The organism is Comamonas sp. 4034, from assembly GCF_050434545.1.
GTDB classification, from domain to species: Bacteria; Pseudomonadota; Gammaproteobacteria; order Burkholderiales; family Burkholderiaceae_C; genus Comamonas; species Comamonas odontotermitis.
In genome coordinates this window covers 1-16173 of the sequence record NZ_JBNDIT010000028.1, presented here as the reverse complement: position 1 = coordinate 16173, position 16173 = coordinate 1, and the positions used below count along the sequence as shown (strand labels likewise).

General features: G+C 60.8%; 12 protein-coding genes and 1 tRNA gene. 8 read left to right on the top strand and 5 right to left on the bottom strand.

The features are described 5' to 3' along the window. Positions 1 to 34 precede the first annotated feature (34 nt). Both ABIE32_RS20310 and ABIE32_RS20305 read right to left on the bottom strand, forming a co-directional pair. Positions 35 to 1306 (bottom strand): RsmB/NOP family class I SAM-dependent RNA methyltransferase, encoded by a 1272-nt coding sequence (locus ABIE32_RS20310; RefSeq protein ID WP_429018871.1) that lies wholly within the window; start codon positions 1304 to 1306, stop codon positions 35 to 37. A gap of 60 nt (positions 1307 to 1366) precedes the next feature. Continuing rightward, on the bottom strand, positions 1367 to 3283 hold the full coding sequence (locus ABIE32_RS20305) for a M48 family metallopeptidase (RefSeq protein ID WP_429018868.1): 1917 nt from the start codon (positions 3281 to 3283) through the stop codon (positions 1367 to 1369). 117 nt (positions 3284 to 3400) lie between these two features. On the opposite strand from ABIE32_RS20305, the gene ABIE32_RS20300 reads away from it, so the two are divergent. Further along, the gene (locus tag ABIE32_RS20300) at positions 3401 to 3652 is read left to right on the top strand and encodes a DUF1653 domain-containing protein (RefSeq protein ID WP_429018866.1); all 252 of its coding nucleotides are present in this window, start codon (positions 3401 to 3403) and stop codon (positions 3650 to 3652) included. 4 nt (positions 3653 to 3656) lie between these two features. Here ABIE32_RS20300 and purN read toward each other — a convergent pair whose 3' ends face one another. After that, the gene (purN, locus tag ABIE32_RS20295; RefSeq protein WP_429018863.1) at positions 3657 to 4238 is read right to left on the bottom strand and encodes a phosphoribosylglycinamide formyltransferase; all 582 of its coding nucleotides are present in this window, start codon (positions 4236 to 4238) and stop codon (positions 3657 to 3659) included. Positions 4239 to 4370: 132 nt separating this feature from the next. Between purN and ABIE32_RS20290 the strand changes: the two genes are divergently transcribed. Beyond that, positions 4371 to 5690 (top strand): methyltransferase, encoded by a 1320-nt coding sequence (locus tag ABIE32_RS20290; protein ID WP_429018861.1) that lies wholly within the window; start codon positions 4371 to 4373, stop codon positions 5688 to 5690. A gap of 77 nt (positions 5691 to 5767) precedes the next feature. Here ABIE32_RS20290 and ABIE32_RS20285 read toward each other — a convergent pair whose 3' ends face one another. Next, positions 5768 to 6325 carry an HNH endonuclease gene (locus tag ABIE32_RS20285; RefSeq protein WP_184709535.1) on the bottom strand — a complete coding sequence of 186 codons (558 nt, stop codon included), beginning with the start codon at positions 6323 to 6325 and terminating at the stop codon, positions 5768 to 5770. Positions 6326 to 6519: 194 nt separating this feature from the next. Here ABIE32_RS20285 and ABIE32_RS20280 point away from each other — a divergent pair, with 194 nt between their 5' ends. The 5 genes from ABIE32_RS20280 to ABIE32_RS20260 all read left to right on the top strand — a co-directional run bounded on the left by ABIE32_RS20280 (position 6520) and on the right by ABIE32_RS20260 (position 13306). Then, complete coding sequence (locus tag ABIE32_RS20280) at positions 6520 to 7560, top strand: bifunctional riboflavin kinase/FAD synthetase (RefSeq protein WP_429018859.1); 1041 nt, start codon at positions 6520 to 6522, stop codon at positions 7558 to 7560. A 155-nt stretch (positions 7561 to 7715) separates the two neighbouring features. Then, complete coding sequence (ileS, locus tag ABIE32_RS20275) at positions 7716 to 10571, top strand: isoleucine--tRNA ligase (protein WP_429018857.1); 2856 nt, start codon at positions 7716 to 7718, stop codon at positions 10569 to 10571. A gap of 124 nt (positions 10572 to 10695) precedes the next feature. After that, positions 10696 to 11199, top strand: a complete 504-nt coding sequence (gene lspA, locus ABIE32_RS20270) for a signal peptidase II (protein WP_224150096.1) — start codon at positions 10696 to 10698, stop codon at positions 11197 to 11199. Between the two features lie 252 nt (positions 11200 to 11451). Then, entirely contained in the window at positions 11452 to 13113 is a 1662-nt protein-coding gene (locus ABIE32_RS20265; RefSeq protein ID WP_224150097.1) for a Na/Pi cotransporter family protein, read from the top strand. A 103-nt stretch (positions 13114 to 13216) separates the two neighbouring features. Next, a tRNA-Ser gene (locus ABIE32_RS20260) sits at positions 13217 to 13306 on the top strand. Between the two features lie 80 nt (positions 13307 to 13386). On the opposite strand, the gene ygiD is transcribed toward ABIE32_RS20260, so the two are convergent. Further along, positions 13387 to 14229: a 4,5-DOPA dioxygenase extradiol gene (ygiD, locus tag ABIE32_RS20255; protein WP_429018853.1), complete on the bottom strand. Its 843-nt coding sequence runs from the start codon at positions 14227 to 14229 to the stop codon at positions 13387 to 13389. 393 nt (positions 14230 to 14622) lie between these two features. Between ygiD and ABIE32_RS20250 the strand changes: the two genes are divergently transcribed. Then, positions 14623 to 15969, top strand: coding sequence for a tyrosine-type recombinase/integrase (locus tag ABIE32_RS20250; protein WP_429018851.1), 1347 nt, complete (start codon positions 14623 to 14625; stop codon positions 15967 to 15969). Positions 15970 to 16173 lie beyond the last annotated feature (204 nt).

Here is a 16173-nt window from a genome sequence, read left to right as displayed (position 1 = left end):
CTTATTCATCAATCACTGAAAGGCATTTTCAGTACTATTTTCTTTGCCACACTGCGGCAAAGAAGCCATCCGTCTGGTGCAGATGCGGCCACAGACGCAGGTACTGGCTGCCGGTGTCACCGCCGCTGCACAGGCTGGCGGCATTCTCCACCTTCAGGCCGGTGAGCAGTTCACCCGCATCCAGCGGCACAAAATCGGGGTGGGCAGCAGCAAACGCCTCGGCAATGGCCTCGTTTTCAGCAGGCAGGATGCTACAGGTGGCATACACCAGACGCCCGCCGCTTTTGACCATGCGTGCAGCACTGCCCAGGATGGCCGCCTGCTTGACGGTCAATTCGTCGATGGCCTTCTGGCTTTGGCGCCACTTGAGGTCCGGGTTGCGGCGCAGGGTGCCAAGGCCTGAGCATGGTGCATCTACCAGAACGCGGTCCATTTTGCCTGCGAGGCGCTTGATGCGTTCGTCACGCTCGTGCGCAATGGCGGCAGGGTGCACGTTCGACAGTCCCGAGCGGGCCAGGCGCGGCTTGAGCGCCTCCAGCCGGTGGGCCGACACGTCAAATGCATACAGGCGCCCAGTGCTGCGCATGGAGGCGCCAATGGCCAGCGTCTTGCCGCCAGCGCCCGCGCAGAAGTCGGTCACCATCTCGCCACGCTTGGCGTCGAGCAGCAATGCCAGCAGTTGCGAGCCTTCGTCCTGCACCTCCACCCGACCCTTTTGAAAGGCCTCCAGGCGCGAGAGCGCTGGCTTGTCAGCCACGCGCAGGCCCCAGGGCGAATATGGCGTGGGCTCTGCAGCAATACCGGCGGCCTTCAACTCCTTTTGCAGATCGGCGCGCTTGGTGCTGAGCGCATTGGCGCGCAGGTCGAGCGGCGCCATCTCCAGCATGCTGGCGGCCAGTTGCTCGAACTGGTCGCCCACCTGCGCCTTCAGCGGCTCCACCAGCCATTCGGGCAGGTTGTGGCGGTGCTGAGGCATCAGGCTGTCAGGCGTAATAGCGTCACATTCGTCCAGCCATTTCACTTCAGCCGGATTGAGTGCGCTTTTAACAAAGCTGCGCGGGCCGGCAAACCCGAGGATTGCCAGGCGCCTCTCACGCGCGCCGCTGCCCGAGCGGGCCAGCGTCTCAAACAGGGTTTTCTTGCGCAACACCGTATAGGCCGTCTCGGCCAGGGTGGCCCGCTCGCGCGGGCCCAGGTTGCGGTGGTCTCGGAAATATCGCGACACCACGGCATCTGCCGGGTGTTCAAAAGTCAGGACCTGCGCCACCAGCTCGGCGCAGGCATCTAGTAAGGCTTTGGGATGCATGGACGCTATTGTCCCATTGCGCCAGTATCCGGGCACCGCCACCGGCTACCCGGCACTGCGCTATGCCACGGTGCGGTCATAGAACAAGGCAGCAGGGATTTCCGAAAGCACCAGCCCCGCCTTGTCGCCCAGCTCCTCCAGGCTGACCAGCCACAGCGGCATCAGACGCGTGACCAACAGCTCGCGCTCCAGATATCCGCGCAACTGGGCATGCCAGAGACGGTCTTCCTGGTAGCCGACGCCTGGGCGGTCCAGCACCAGCAGCAAGGCCTGCGATCCACGCATCGATTGCAGCGGCCGCGCCAGCAGCCATGCACGGCGCAGCCGTTTGGCTGCCGCCAGGTGCAACTGGATCACCGCCAGCTCCGATTCCCACAACGGCTCGCTTAGTTCGACATACGACCTGGCCTGGTAAAGCAGGCCCAGGTCTTTCACTTCCTCGGACAGGCCCGTGCGCAACTGGTGGGCAAGTTCCTCGCGCTTCGCCCACTCCAGCCTGGCGCGGCGGATCGGCGCTTCGTAATGCTCGTCGGCTTCCAGCACATCCAGCACGCCTCGCGCAAGGCTGCACCACTGGCCGCGCATGGCCGGCAGCACTTCGAAAGCCTGTGCCAGATATGGCAGTTGCGCCTCCGGGTCCATACCGATGTACAAGCTTGCGAACGCGCCGATGGCACGCTTGCAATCAGCCTGCTGCTCCAGGGCCCGCTGGTAGAAAGGCTGTGGATCATCCCGGAATGCACCTGCCTGCATGTACCAGCCCAGCTCCACCAGACTGTCTGCCTGCAGATAGGGCTCGCGCGGCATCAGCGATTGCACCCGTGCATGGGTTTGCTGCAGCACTTGCCGATGCACCTGCCAATCGGCACCGAACCGCAGACACCAACGGTCGTCCAGCAGTTCGATCCAGCGGTCCGAGCGCTTGCCCAGCCATGCCAGGCAGTTGCTGCTGGACATGGGGGTCAGGCCCGGCGGCACATCCAGCGCGTCCAGCCTCTCCCGCAGACTGGGAGCCGTGTCCTCATAGCTCGCAAGCGCCTGGTACTCCTGCTTCCAGGCCTGGTACACCCAGTTCACATCCATGCTGTGGTTCATCACCCCGGCCATCAGGCTGAAAGGGCCGATGGCCTGCTGCAACTCATGGGCGCGCGACCAATGCATGGTCCAGAACCGCTCGCGCAGCCAGCGCCCGCGCACAGCCACCTCGGACAGCGCGTCGCCCATCAACTGCTTGCTCACCAACCTGGCGGCCAGGCGGTCCGCCACCAGTTCGTCATGCCGGGCCACCACAAAGCTGGCGGCCCACCAGCGCGGCAGGTACCAGCGCATGAAACGCTCGTTCAGCCAGCCCAGATGGGTCATCTGGCGCGCATCGGCCAGGCGGTCGCGCAAGCGCTGCATGCGGCGGCGGCCACGGTACACCCAGGCACCGAGCCAGCCCTGGTTGCGACGCAGGTGTGCGTATTCCTGCGTCAGCACCGCAATGAGACGCGGGCGGTCGATCGCCATGGCCAGGGGCAAGCCCAGCAGCAGGTAGTTGCGCTCCGGCAGCAAACCGCCAAGCCGCACCTGCTGCACAATGCGTGCACTGTAGTCTTCGGTGATCACCAGGTGATGGATGCGCGGGCCGCCATTCTTCTGGCGGATACGTTCCAGCGCTTCATATACGCGCGGGCATTCGGGCTGCGGTACATGGATTCCGTCTGGCTCCACCCAGTCCGACCGGGTCAGCCGCAGCACGCTCAGCATCAGCGCCAGGCCGCCAAAGAAACCAAAGATCTGCAGTACCTGGAAGCCATCACCGACAAACGACAACACGGCCCAGGCCAGCAATGCCAACCCCAGAATCAAGCCGCCCCAGATCCATGCCGCAGCCAACAATGTCAACCCAAGAATCTGCCTGCGGAAAGCCCCTGGCTGCTCCGCACTGGCCTGCTCATAGGCATCCACCCGCTGCACAAATACGATGTGCTCCAACCCACCCTCCAAAAATTGTTATCGAGGCCAGAGGCCGCAGACAATACCGTCTGCAGTGCACGATGAGCCACTTCTTTTTCAATGCGAGGCTCGATAGCCTCAAACAATTCTCAGATTATGGAACAAAGCCCCTCTCGCACACCAGGCATTTCGCCCGGGTTGTATCGCCACTACAAAGGACAGCTCTACCAGGTCATGCAAGTGGCACGCCACAGCGAGACCAGGGAATGGCTGGTCGTCTATCAGGCCCTGTATGGCGACTACGGGTGGTGGGTGCGGCCAGCTGCCATGTTCAACGAAACCGTGGAGGTGAACGGCCTGCGCCAGCCCCGCTTTGCGGTCTACGCCCCTGCGCCGCAGGAGCACTGAATTACTACATGCGCTCCAGCAGGGAGCGCACGGCCTTCGGGTAGATCTGGTGTTCCTGCACGATCACGCGGGCAGCCAGCGTGGCAGCCGTGTCTCCCGGTAGCACGGGCACCAGGCCCTGCTCGATGATCGGGCCTGCATCCAGATCAGCCGTGACCATGTGCACCGAAGCGCCAGCAAACCTGCAGCCCGCATCAATCGCGCGCTGGTGGGTATGCAGCCCGGCGAATGCAGGCAGCAAAGAAGGATGGATATTGACCAGGCGACCGGCAAAATGGTTGACAAAGCCGGGCGTAAGAATGCGCATGAAACCCGCAAGCACCACCAAAGCTGGCGAGTACTGATCGATCTGCGCCATCAATGCAGCATCGAACGCTTCACGGCTGGCATAGGCCTTGTGATCAACAACTGCGGTCGCAATACCGTGATCGCGGGCAAATTCCAGCCCGCCAGCGTCTGCCTTGTTGCTCATCACGGCAACCACCCTGGCGCCCAGCCGGGTGTTCCAGCGCTCCTGCTGCGCAGTGCGCACAATGGCTGCCATGTTGGAGCCGCCGCCAGAGATGAGAATCACGATGTTTTTCATGGAGGCGGCATTATCGCAGGCGGCAACATCCACAAACGCAGGCGCGGGCCAAATGTCGGATAATCAAAAGCTTTACTGATTTCCCTACAGCCATGTACATGCATGTACATGGGTCCATCCCGGATTCACTTCATGAGCGCCAAAGCACCTGTCGATCCCATCCGCAAATACCTTGAGACTGCCCGCCACCAGATTTCGGTGGGCAACCTCACCGGTGCCGCGCAAACCCTGAACGATGCCCGCCAGCGTTCGCCGCGCGATGCACGTCTTTTCATGTTGGCAGCATTGATGGCCGAGAAGTCCGGCAACCTGAATGGCGCATTCGATGCCATGCAGCGCTGCGTCACCATGGCGCCCGACTGGGGCCCTGGCCTGCTGGAACAAGCCCTGCTCTTTGCCCGCCACGGTCATGACAACGAAGCCATGGCAGCAGCAGAGAAAGTCATTGCACTGGAGCCCAACAACCCGCATGTCATTGCCGGCGTCATCGACATTGCCCACCGCGTCGGCAATATCGAAATGGCGATTCGTCACCTGCAGCGAGTGCTGGAACTCACGCCGGGCGACCGCACCTTGCGCCGCCATCTGGCCGTTGATCTGGGACAGATCCACAAATGGGACGAGTCCCTGGCCGTTTTTGAGCCGCTGATCAACGAGCAACCTGGCGACCACCTGGCTCGCATCGCCCGCGTGGAAATGCTTCAGGCACGTGGCACGATCCAGGATGCCTTGCCCGACACCGAAGCCCTGCTTGCACTCAAGGCCGATGACAAGGTCTACCAGTACTACCACCAACTGGCCAAGGGCGAAGTGCCCGCCCATGTGCCCGTGGAGTTGACCACCCGCATGTTTGACGACATGGCGGACACCTACGACAGGCATATGGTGCGCGATCTGGGCTACCGCCTGCCAAAGCTGGCAGCCAACCAGCTGCTGGAGCTCTTTCCCGATCGCCGATTCAACCTGCTGGACCTGGGTTGCGGCACCGGCCTGCTGGGTGCCGTGCTGGGGCCCATCGATGGCTATATCCTGGGCGTGGACATGTCATCCAAGATGCTGGCCGAAGCTGCCAAGCACAAGGTGTACTACAAGTTCCACCAGGTCAACCTGCTCGAAGCACTGGCGGCCACGCCAGCCAACACCTTTGAAGCCATCACCGCTTTGGATGTGCTGATCTATGTGGGAGACCTGCAGCAGACGCTGGCAGATGCCTACCGTGTGCTGGCACCCGGCGGCGTGCTGATCTTCTCGTGCGAGCACGGTGACGTGACCGGCCCCGACAGCCAGTTGCAACCGTTTGGCCGCTATACCCACACGCTGGCCAGCACCGTGCGTCTTGCCAAGGCAGCCGGTTTCGAGCGTGTAGACACCAAGGACCTGGAGCTGCGCATGGAAGCAGGCCAGCCAGTCGATGGTTTCATGGTGACGGCTTTCAAGCCCAAGCAAGCCTGATCTTCCGGCGCTCCACGCAAAAGGCCTTGCATGTCTGCAAGGCTTTTTTTCATCTGATCGGCAGATACACAGTGCGGCTAAGCTGCCAGACGCGAGCTTTTGGGCACATGCGCCATCAGAAATTCCATCTGATCCGCCAGAATGCGACGGTTGCGAAGGATGAAGTCTTCCCACAGGCTTGGCGTGTAGGGCGCATACAACAACGGCATGTGCGCCTGCTCGGGCGTGCGCCCTGCCTTGCGATGATTACATGACGCACATGCAGTCACCACATTCATCCAGGTGTCGGGCCCTCTTTGCGAGACGGGAATCACATGCTCGCGCGTCAGATGGTCCTCGGCAAACCACTGGCCGCAGTAGGCGCAGATCTGGCGATCCCGGCAGAACAGCTTGCTGTTGGTGAGCGCCATGCGCATGGCAAACGGATCGATGCTGGGCTTGCCCCGGGTGCCGATGATGCTGGCCACCTCGATACGCGACTGCAGGCCGGTGACCGCATTGTGTCCGCCGCGAAAACACGCTACATGCGAGCCCGCCTCCCAGCGAACATCGTCTGCTGCGTAATGCGTCACCGCCTCCTGCAAAGTGATCCAGGATTGGGGTACGCCGCTTGCCGATAGCTTCAACACCTTCACAATGGGCCTCCTGCACATTGGGAATCGATCCAGATACCGCAGAGCCCGCATGCCATCAAAGACACTGGCACCACCATGCATGCCATGCAGGTGCCTGGGCTCCAAGCCATAATGGTCAATATACACTTTTATTGTGAAATTTGACACCAGCGCGCGGCCAATGCGCGCAAGCAGCTATAAAAACTAAAGCAACGATGAAAATCTTCCGAGGATTCGATCACCCCCTGGTCACCCGCCATTGCGCCGTCACCATCGGTAATTTCGACGGCGTGCATCGTGGCCACCAGGCCATGCTGGCCTTGTTGCGCAGCGAAGCCCAGCGCCGGGGCCTTGCCAGTTGCGCGCTCACCTTCGAGCCCCACCCGCGCGACTACTTTGCCCAGGTGCTGAACAAGCCTGACATGGCGCCCGCCCGCATCTCCACCCTGCGCGACAAGCTCGATCAGCTCGCCCAATGCGGTATCGACCAGACCATCGTGCTGCCTTTCAACGCACGGCTGGCCGCGCAGGCGCCGCAGGCCTTCATTGACGATGTGCTGCTGGCGGGCCTGGGCACCGGCTATCTGCTGGTCGGCGACGATTTCCGCTTTGGCCACAAGCGCGCGGGCGACTATGGCATGCTGGTCAATGCAGGTCGCCTGCAGGGCTTTGATGTGGCGCGCATGAACAGCTACGAGTCCGATGGCCTGCGCGTCTCCAGCACGGCGGTGCGCCAGGCGCTGTCGCTGGGCGACATGGCAGGGGCCGCCAAACTGCTGGGTTACCCGTACGCCATCTCCGGCCATGTGGTGCATGGGCGCAAGCTGGGCCGCCAGCTGGCCGAGAGCCAGGCGGGCGCCGGGGACGGTTTTCGTACGCTGAACCTGCGTTTTGACCACTGGAAGCCGGCTGCCAGCGGCATTTTTGTGGTGCTGGTGCACGGCCTGTCCGAGCATCCGCTGCCCGGTGTGGCCAATCTTGGCATTCGTCCTTCGCTCGACCCCAATGATGTGAACGGCGGACGCGTGCTGCTGGAAACCCATTGCTTGCAATGGCCCGCCGAACTGGGTGGGGACGGAGCTTACGGTAAAATCATCCGAGTGGAACTCCTACACAAATTGCACGACGAGCTCAAGTACGACAGTCTCGATGCCCTCACAGTCGGCATTGCCAAAGACTGCGCAGACGCCCGTGCCTACTTCAGCACCCCCACGCACGCCGAAACGCGTCGCCAGACCACGCGCGACCGAATTTGACGCCGACCTTGCTGCGCCCCGCCGCGCAGAAGTCATCGTAAAAGTGCGTGCCCGCGCGCGTCCTGCCTCACTTCTGCGCTCACCTATTTCAACCTGACCGGCCCCACCCCTTGCTCTGCGCCGGATCAGGACCGTGTTTTGCTTTGAAGGTTTCTATGTCCGACAAAACGCCCCATGCAGAAAAAGCCTCTGCGTACCGTGCAACCCTGAACATGCCTGATACCCCCTTCCCGATGCGCGGCGATCTGCCCAAGCGCGAGCCGGGCTGGGTCAAGGAGTGGGAAGACAAGGGTCTGTACAAGAAGCTGCGCGATGCCCGCCATGGTGCACCCATGTTCATCCTGCACGACGGCCCTCCCTACGCCAACGGCAAGCTCCACATCGGTCATGCGGTCAACAAGATCCTCAAGGACATGATCGTCAAGAGCCGCCAGCTCGAAGGCTACGACGCACTGTACGTCCCGGGCTGGGACTGCCACGGCCTGCCGATCGAGAATGCCATCGAAAAGCTCCATGGCCGCAACCTGCCGCGCGATGAAATGCAGGCCAGGAGCCGTGCCTTCGCCACCGAGCAGATCGAGCAGCAGATGGTGGACTTCAAGCGCCTGGGCGTGCTGGGCGACTGGGACCACCCCTACAAGACCATGAACTACGCCAACGAGGCGCAGGAGCTGCGCGCGCTCAAAAAGGTCATGGAGCGCGGCTTTGTCTATCGCGGCCTCAAGCCCGTGTACTGGTGCTTCGACTGCGCATCGTCACTCGCCGAATTCGAGATCGAGTACGCCGACAAGCAGAGCCAGACCCTGGATGTGATGTTCCCCGCTGCCGAGCCTGCCAAGCTGGCTGCAGCATTCGGCCTCTCCAAGCTCGACAAGGAAGCCTTCATCGTCATCTGGACGACGACGGCCTGGACGATTCCAGCCAACCAGGCACTCAACGTCAACCCGGATCTGGAATACAGCCTGGTTGATACCGAGCGCGGCCTGCTGATCGTGGCGTCCGCCCTGGTCGAGAAATGCCTCGCACGCTGGAAGCTCGAAGGCAAGGTACTGGCCACCGCCAAGGGCGAAAAGCTGGACCATATGCCCTTCAAGCACCCACTGGCACACGTGGACAAGGGTTTTGACCGTATCTCGCCCGTCTATCTGGCCGAATACGCCACCGCCGACGACGGTACCGGTATCGTCCACTCGGCACCAGCCTATGGCGTGGACGACTTCAACTCCTGCATGGGCAACGGCATGGACTACAAGGACATCCTGAACCCCGTGCAGGGCAATGGCGTGTACGCAGCCGATCTGCCGCTGTTCGGCGGCCAGCACATCTGGAAGGCCGTGCCCGTCATCATCGATGCGCTCAAGGTAGCAAGCCGTCTGCTGGACTCCACGACCATCACGCACAGCTACCCGCACTGCTGGCGCCACAAGACGCCGGTGATCTACCGCGCTGCCGCCCAGTGGTTCATCCGCATGGATGAAGGCGAAGGCGTGTTCACCGACCCGGCCCAGAAGCCCGAGAAGACCCTGCGCCAGATCGCGCTCGAAGCCATCGACCACACCAGCTTCTACCCCGAGAACGGGCAGGAACGCCTGCGTGCCATGATTGCTGGCCGCCCGGACTGGTGCATCTCGCGCCAGCGCTCCTGGGGCGTGCCGATCCCCTTCTTCCTGCATGTGGACACGGGTGCCCTGCACCCGCGCACCATGGAGATCGTCGATCAGGCAGCTGACATGGTTGAAAAAGGCGGCATCGAGGCCTGGAGCCGTGTCACGGCCGAAGAAATCCTGGGCGCCGAGGACGCAAAGAACTACACCAAGAGCACCGACATCCTGGAGGTGTGGTTCGACTCGGGCAGCACCTTCTGGCACGTGATGCGCGGCACCCATGCCGACATGCACCATGACCAGGGCCCCGAGGCGGATCTGTACCTCGAAGGCCACGACCAGCACCGTGGCTGGTTCCACAGCTCGCTGCTGCTGGCATCTGCCATCTTTGGCCGCGCGCCCTACCGTGGCCTGCTCACACACGGCTTCACCGTGGACGGCCAGGGCAAGAAAATGTCCAAGTCGCTGGGCAACACCGTCGCGCCACAGGATGTGAGCAGCAAGATGGGCGCCGAGATCATCCGCCTGTGGGTGGCATCCACCGATTACTCGGGCGATCTGGGCATCGACGACAAGATCCTCGCACGCGTGGTGGACGCCTACCGCCGCATCCGCAATACGCTGCGTTTCCTGCTGGCCAACACCAGCGACTTCGATCCTGCGACTGAAAGCGTTGACTACAAGGACATGCTGGAGATCGACCAGTACGCCCTGGCGCGCGCAGCCCAGTTGCAAAAGGAGATCATCGGCCACTACCAGGTCTATGAATTCCATCCGGTGGTTACCAAGCTGCAGCTGTTCTGCTCCGAAGACCTGGGCGGCTTCTACCTGGATGTGCTCAAGGACCGCCTCTACACCACGGCACCCAAGAGCCTGGCCCGTCGCTCGGCACAGACCGCGTTGCACCAGATCACCCAGGCGCTGCTGCGCTGGATGGCGCCGTTCCTGTCGTTCACGGCCGAGGAAGCCTGGAAGATCGTGGGCAACAGCGACACCATCTTCCTGGAGAAATTCACCGACTTGCCCGAGGGCGATGACGCGCTGCTCACCAAGTGGACCCGCATCCGCGAGATCCGCGACGTGGTCAACAAAGATATCGAAACCGTGCGTGGCGAAGGCAAGGTAGGCGCATCGCTGCAGGCCGAGATCACCGTGGCAGCCCAGCATGAAGACCTGGCGCTGCTGCAAACGCTGGCCGATGACCTGAAGTTTGTCTTCATCACATCCGGCGCGCAGCCTGTGGCAGGCGACGAACTGGCGGTCACCGTCACGCCTTCGGAGCATGCCAAGTGTGAGCGCTGCTGGCACTACCGCGCCGATGTGGGAGCGAACCCCGAGCACCCGAGCCTGTGCGGCCGTTGCGACAGCAACCTGCACGGCAGTGGAGAAGTACGCACCAAGGCATAAGCGTCTTGCTGTAAAAAAGTGAGCTGTTTGCGCCCGCCGGATAATATTTTCAGTACCAAATCGATACTGAAAATATTACACAGCAAGCGCAGATAGCTATCAAAACCATTGCACCCAAAGTGACATGAGCAACAAGCAGATGACGGGAAAACGCGCTTTCGCGCTATGGCTGGCCTTGGCCGCCGTACTGTTCTGGCTGGACCAGTGGACCAAGGAATGGATTCTGTCCCACTACCAGTTGGGCGAGTACACCACCATCACCGGCTTCTTCAATATCGTGCGCGCGCACAACCCCGGCGCAGCCTTCTCGTTTCTGGCTACCGCTGGTGGCTGGCAACGCTGGCTGTTCACCGGCATAGGCGTCGTAGTGGGCGTGGTCATTGCATGGCAGCTGTACAAATACAGCCACAAAACGCTGTTCTGCCTGTCGCTCAGCTGCATTCTGGGCGGCGCCGTGGGCAACGTGGTGGACCGCATGCGCCACGGCTATGTGGTGGACATGCTCGATTTCCACTGGGCGGGCAGCCATTTCCCCGCCTTCAACCTGGCCGATACCGCCATCACCATTGGCGCCATCCTGCTGATTCTGGACGAGTTGCTGCGCATGAAGCGCGGCGAGCAGGCCTAGCCCGAAAAGCTAGCCGCATCGCACCTCGCCCAAAACCGCCCTCGTACAACGACGGCGGTTTTTTACTTCTGCCGCACAGCAAGTCAAGCAGCCCCCATAGAGCCCTCTTCCAAAGCCAGTGAAAACAGGGAGAAGCGGTTGATCTGGCACTCAGGCCACCAGCCCATTGTCAAAAACAAAGAAAAATGGGCGCTATGGCATGCGCCCTACAACAATTTGCTGCTATCAGGGGTATAGTGTTCGGTTCGCCTTATGAAACACCTGCTCAATCTTCTTGCCGCCATTGCGCTGCTGGTTTGGGGGTCTCATATGGTGCGCACAGGGGTGCTGCGCGTCTTTGGCGCCAACCTCCGCAACCTGCTTGCGCGCAGTATGAGCAACCGTTTCACCGCCATGCTTTCGGGCATCGGGGTGACCGCACTTGTGCAATCGAGCACCGCCACCTCGCTGATGACTGCCTCCTTCGTGGGGCAGGGCATGATTCCGCTCACCGCCGCCTTGGCCGTGATGCGGGGAGCCGACGTGGGCACGGCCCTGATGGCCGTCCTGTTCTCCACCGATCTGTCGTGGTTGTCGCCGCTGCTCATCTTCCTGGGCGTGGTGCTTTTCATCTCCAAGCAGGATTCCACCGCTGGCCGCGTGGGGCGTGTCTTCATTGGCCTGGGCCTCATGCTGCTCGCGCTGCGCCTGATTGTGGAGGCCACAGAGCCATTGTTGGCATCCGAAGCCGTGCGCACCTTGCTCGTCAGCGTCAAGAGCGACTTCTTCATGGAATTGCTGCTGGGCGCCATTCTTGCCATCGTCGCATACTCCAGCCTGGCCATCGTGCTCCTGATTGCTGCCATGGCCGCCTCGGGCGCCATCACAGCCGACATGTCATTGGGCCTGGTGCTGGGCGCCAACCTGGGCAGCGGCGTGCTGGCCGTGCTGCAGACTGCCAAATCGTCCATTGAAGTGCGCCAGGTCACCGTGGGCAACCTCATCTTCAAGATTCTGGGCATTGCCATCGTCGCGCCGTTCACCGGCCTGTGGACAATCTATGCCGCGCCCTATATCAATGACGCCGGACGCTCGGCTGTTCTGTTCCACCTGGCGTTCAACATCCTTAACAGCCTGGGTTTCATCTGGTTCACCGGCATCATCGGCGACTGGATGCGCAAACTGCTGCCCAAGGAAGACGCCGCCAAGAGTGGCCCGCAGCGCCCGCGCCATCTGGACCCATCTGCGCTGTCCACACCATCACTTGCCATATCGTGCGCAGCCCGCGAAGCCCTGCACCAGGCGGACGTTGTCGAATCCATGCTGATCGGCCTGCACAACGTGGTGCAGACCGACAACCAGCAACTCTCGCAAGACCTGCGCAAGCTTGACGACACCGTCGACGAACTGTACTCCGCCATCAAGTACTACATGACCAAGATCTCGCGCGCCGAACTGGACGAACGCGAGAGCCAGCGCTGGACGGAAATCATCAACTTCACCATCAACATGGAGCAGATCGGCGACATCATCGAACGCGTGCTCACCGATGTGGAAAACAAGAAAATCAAGAAGCGCCGCCAGTTCAGCAAGGCGGGCATGGAAGAGATCAACGAACTGCACGCCCACCTGCTGGACAACCTGCGCCTGGCGATGAGCGTTTTCCTGACCGGCAATGTGCGGGATGCGCAAAAACTGCTGGAAGAAAAAGCGCGCTTTCGCGATCTGGAGCTGGCCTACTCTGCGTCACACCTGGAGCGCCTGTCGCACAACACCGTGCAAAGCATCGAAACCAGCTCGCTGCACATCGACCTCATCAGCGATCTGAAACGCATCAACTCCCTGCTGTGCTCGGTGGCTTACCCTATTCTGGAATCCGCAGGCGCCCTGGCCCACAGTCGTCTCAAGGACGACCCCGAGCCCACCCGCCACTGATGGGAAGCCCGGGAGGCAGTTGCCAGCGCCAATCCTGGAAGCAAGGCTGATTTGGCATACAATGCCAGCTGTTTTCTGCGCCCCACTCGCGCAGCAATGACAGGGAAGCGTGGCAGAGTGGTTGAATGCACCGGTCTTGAAAACCGGCGATGGTGAAAGCCATCCGTGAGTTCGAATCTCACCGCTTCCGCCAGAAATCAAAAAAGCACTCGGCCTGCAACAGCGACGAGTGCTTTTTGCATTTCTATAGCATCCGAGAAGACTTGTTCCCTCTCAAGCACCAAACTGCAGACAACGCATGCTGAGCGTGCCGCTCTGAAACCCCTCGTACATCTGCATGGGTGCAGCGCTGCCCTGCGCCGCACCCAGCGCGTACAGCAAGGGCCAGTAATGGTCTGGCGTAGGCACAGCCATCCTGGCGGAAGCGTGCAGTTGCTGGTAGTTCAGCAGTGCCTGGTCATCGCGCGCCAGCAAAGCCTTCTTGACGACATCATCGAACTGCTGCGCCCAGTCGCGCGCCGCCATCAGACCTTCAGGGGCACCACGCACCGTCGCCCGCAGGTTGTGCACGATATTGCCACTGCCAATGATCAGCACCCCATTGTCGCGCAAGGCTGCAAGTTCACGCCCCACAGCGTAGTGGTACGCAGCGGGCTGGTCGTAGTCGATTGACACCTGAAACACTGGCACATCCGCCTGGGGAAACAGATGGTGCAGCACCGTCCAGGCGCCGTGGTCCAATCCCCACTGGTCCGTCAGTTGCGCCTTTCCCGCGCGCACCAATGCAGCGGCTTCGGCAGCCATGGCCGGATGGCCTGGGGCCGGGTACTGCATCTCCTGCAAAGCAGCAGGAAAGCCCGAAAAATCATGAATGATGCGGGGCCTGTCGTTGACAGTGAGCTCCGTGGCGCCGCGCGTCAGCCAGTGGGCAGACACCACCAGAATGGCAGCCGGCTTTGCCAGCTTGCTGCCCCAGCTTGAGAGCGTATGGGTAAAGGTATTGCTGCTGACCGCATTCATCGGACTGCCATGACCAATGAAAAGCACCGGCATTTTGCCCGCCGGCACGGGCGCACTGCGCGCCAAAGCCTCGCTCAAAGGCGTCAGCCCGGTCATGACTGCACTAAGGCTGCCAGACAACAGAAGAGAACGGCGGGAATACATAGAAAAGGAAAGTAGCGAAGGCCCCGGTCAGAGCCAGGGCAGCGATGCAAGTTCCCGCCCCTAAAAAACAAAAGGCCTGCCACTGGCAAGCCTTGTTCTTCTCCCAAATAGCGGTCACTGGTAGGGCGTGACAGACTTGAACTGTCGACCAAAGGATTATGAGTCCCACAAAAATTCTATTTGACTGGATAGGACCGCATAGTCACACCAAATAAAATCAATTATTTATGAGAATATACTGATCAAAAATACAGCAATCTGTTGGTTGATATTCGCTAGAATACGGGGAGTTTGGCTACACAGCGGCTACACAGAACTTACGTGTAGCCAGGAAAAGGAAAGACTATGGCCCGCCCAAAGAAGGACACTCCGCTTGACTTGACTCAGCGCATACCATTGACAGTTGGGGCCATTGAGCGGCTGACCTGCCGCACTGACATCAAAGCACAGGCGTTTTTGCGTGACAGTGAGGTTCCAGGTCTGCGGGTTCGTGTTACCAATACCGGGGCGAAGTCATTTGTCTTTGAAGGGAAGCTGAATCGGCAAACCATCCGCCGCACTATCGGAGATGTGAAGACTTGGACAATTGAACAGGCCCGGGCCGAAGCTAGACGCTTGGCGGTGACTCTTGATAGCGGGCAAGACCCCAGGGAGATCGAGCGCCACCAGCAAGCGCAAGCGCAAAAACGCAAGGCAGCCGCCCGAGTTCAAGCCGTAACCATGGGTGAGGTTTGGAAGATATACATTCAAGAACGTACCCAGCATTGGGGGGCTCTTCACCTGAATGACCACATACGCCTTGCAAGGGCCGGTGGTACTCCATCATTGAGGGGCACCAAGGGCAGAGGCGTTACGGGTGACGGCCCCTTGTATGCGCTGCTGGCGCTGCCATTGTGCGAACTGACAGCGCCAACAATTGAAGCTTGGGCAGCCAAGGAGGGGCAATCGCGGCCCACCACCGCACGCTTGGCATGGCGACTATTGCGCGCCTTCCTATCTTGGTGCGCCGAGCATCCAGAGTTTGCCGCTGTGGTGCCTAGCTCCAATCCAGCCAAAACCCGCAAGACCCGAGAGGCATTGGGCAAGGCTGGGGTGAAGCAAGATGCGCTGATGAAGGAACAGCTTGCTGAGTGGTTTGAAGCAGTGCGCGCCATCGGCAATCCAGTGGTGTCCAGCTACTTACAGGCCATTTTGCTAACCGGTGCGCGCCCTGGCGAAATACAGGCCATGCGCTGGGAGGACATCAACGCCAAATGGCGTGGCCTGACCATTCGTGACAAAGTAGAGGGTGAACGCGTCATTCCACTTACACCCTACTTACACCATCTGCTGATGGCATTGCCCCACCGCAATGCTTATGTGTTTTCCAGTGACCGTAAGACGGGCGCTGCGATTACCGAGCCCAACCACGCACATGATCGGGCTTGCAAGGTGGCAGGTCTTGACAACCTAACTCTGCACGGCTTGCGTCGTAGCTTCAAGAGCTTGACGGAGTGGCTGGAAGTGCCCGCAGGCATTGTGGCCCAAATCCAAGGCCACAAACCCAGCGCCACGGCAGAGAAACACTACACCGTTCGACCCCTTGATTTGCTACGCCTACACCATGAGCGCATTGAGGCCTGGATTCTGGAACAAGCCGGGGTGCAGTTTGACGCCTCAAAAGAGCCCGGCAAGCTGCGCGCGGTGCAATAGACCACCATTCAACCAGCGCCATCAATACATTGCCAATTACCCTGCTACACCCGACTGGCGGTGCCGGTACTTGTCCCATTGCTCACCCGTATGCAGACCTACAGGCACCGGCATAAATATATGTATGGATATACAGTATTATTGCTACTCCCAGGCTAGATCTGTATTCCGAAAAGCGGGCCCCTACCCGCCTGCCCTGGGTGC

Excerpts from the sequence above, each read along its gene's own strand:
- ABIE32_RS20265 (WP_224150097.1), top strand. The coding sequence starts at position 11,452 with ATGAAACACCTGCTCAATCTTCTTGCCGCCATTGCGCTGCTGGTTTGG.
- lspA (WP_224150096.1), top strand. The coding sequence starts at position 10,696 with ATGAGCAACAAGCAGATGACGGGAAAACGCGCTTTCGCGCTATGGCTG.
- ABIE32_RS20280 (WP_429018859.1), top strand. The coding sequence starts at position 6,520 with ATGAAAATCTTCCGAGGATTCGATCACCCCCTGGTCACCCGCCATTGC.
- ygiD (WP_429018853.1), bottom strand. The coding sequence starts at position 14,229 with ATGACCGGGCTGACGCCTTTGAGCGAGGCTTTGGCGCGCAGTGCGCCC.
- ABIE32_RS20300 (WP_429018866.1), top strand. The coding sequence starts at position 3,401 with ATGGAACAAAGCCCCTCTCGCACACCAGGCATTTCGCCCGGGTTGTAT.
- ABIE32_RS20310 (WP_429018871.1), bottom strand. The coding sequence starts at position 1,306 with ATGCATCCCAAAGCCTTACTAGATGCCTGCGCCGAGCTGGTGGCGCAG.
- purN (WP_429018863.1), bottom strand. The coding sequence starts at position 4,238 with ATGAAAAACATCGTGATTCTCATCTCTGGCGGCGGCTCCAACATGGCA.
- ABIE32_RS20250 (WP_429018851.1), top strand. The coding sequence starts at position 14,623 with ATGGCCCGCCCAAAGAAGGACACTCCGCTTGACTTGACTCAGCGCATA.
- ABIE32_RS20290 (WP_429018861.1), top strand. The coding sequence starts at position 4,371 with ATGAGCGCCAAAGCACCTGTCGATCCCATCCGCAAATACCTTGAGACT.
- ileS (WP_429018857.1), top strand. The coding sequence starts at position 7,716 with ATGTCCGACAAAACGCCCCATGCAGAAAAAGCCTCTGCGTACCGTGCA.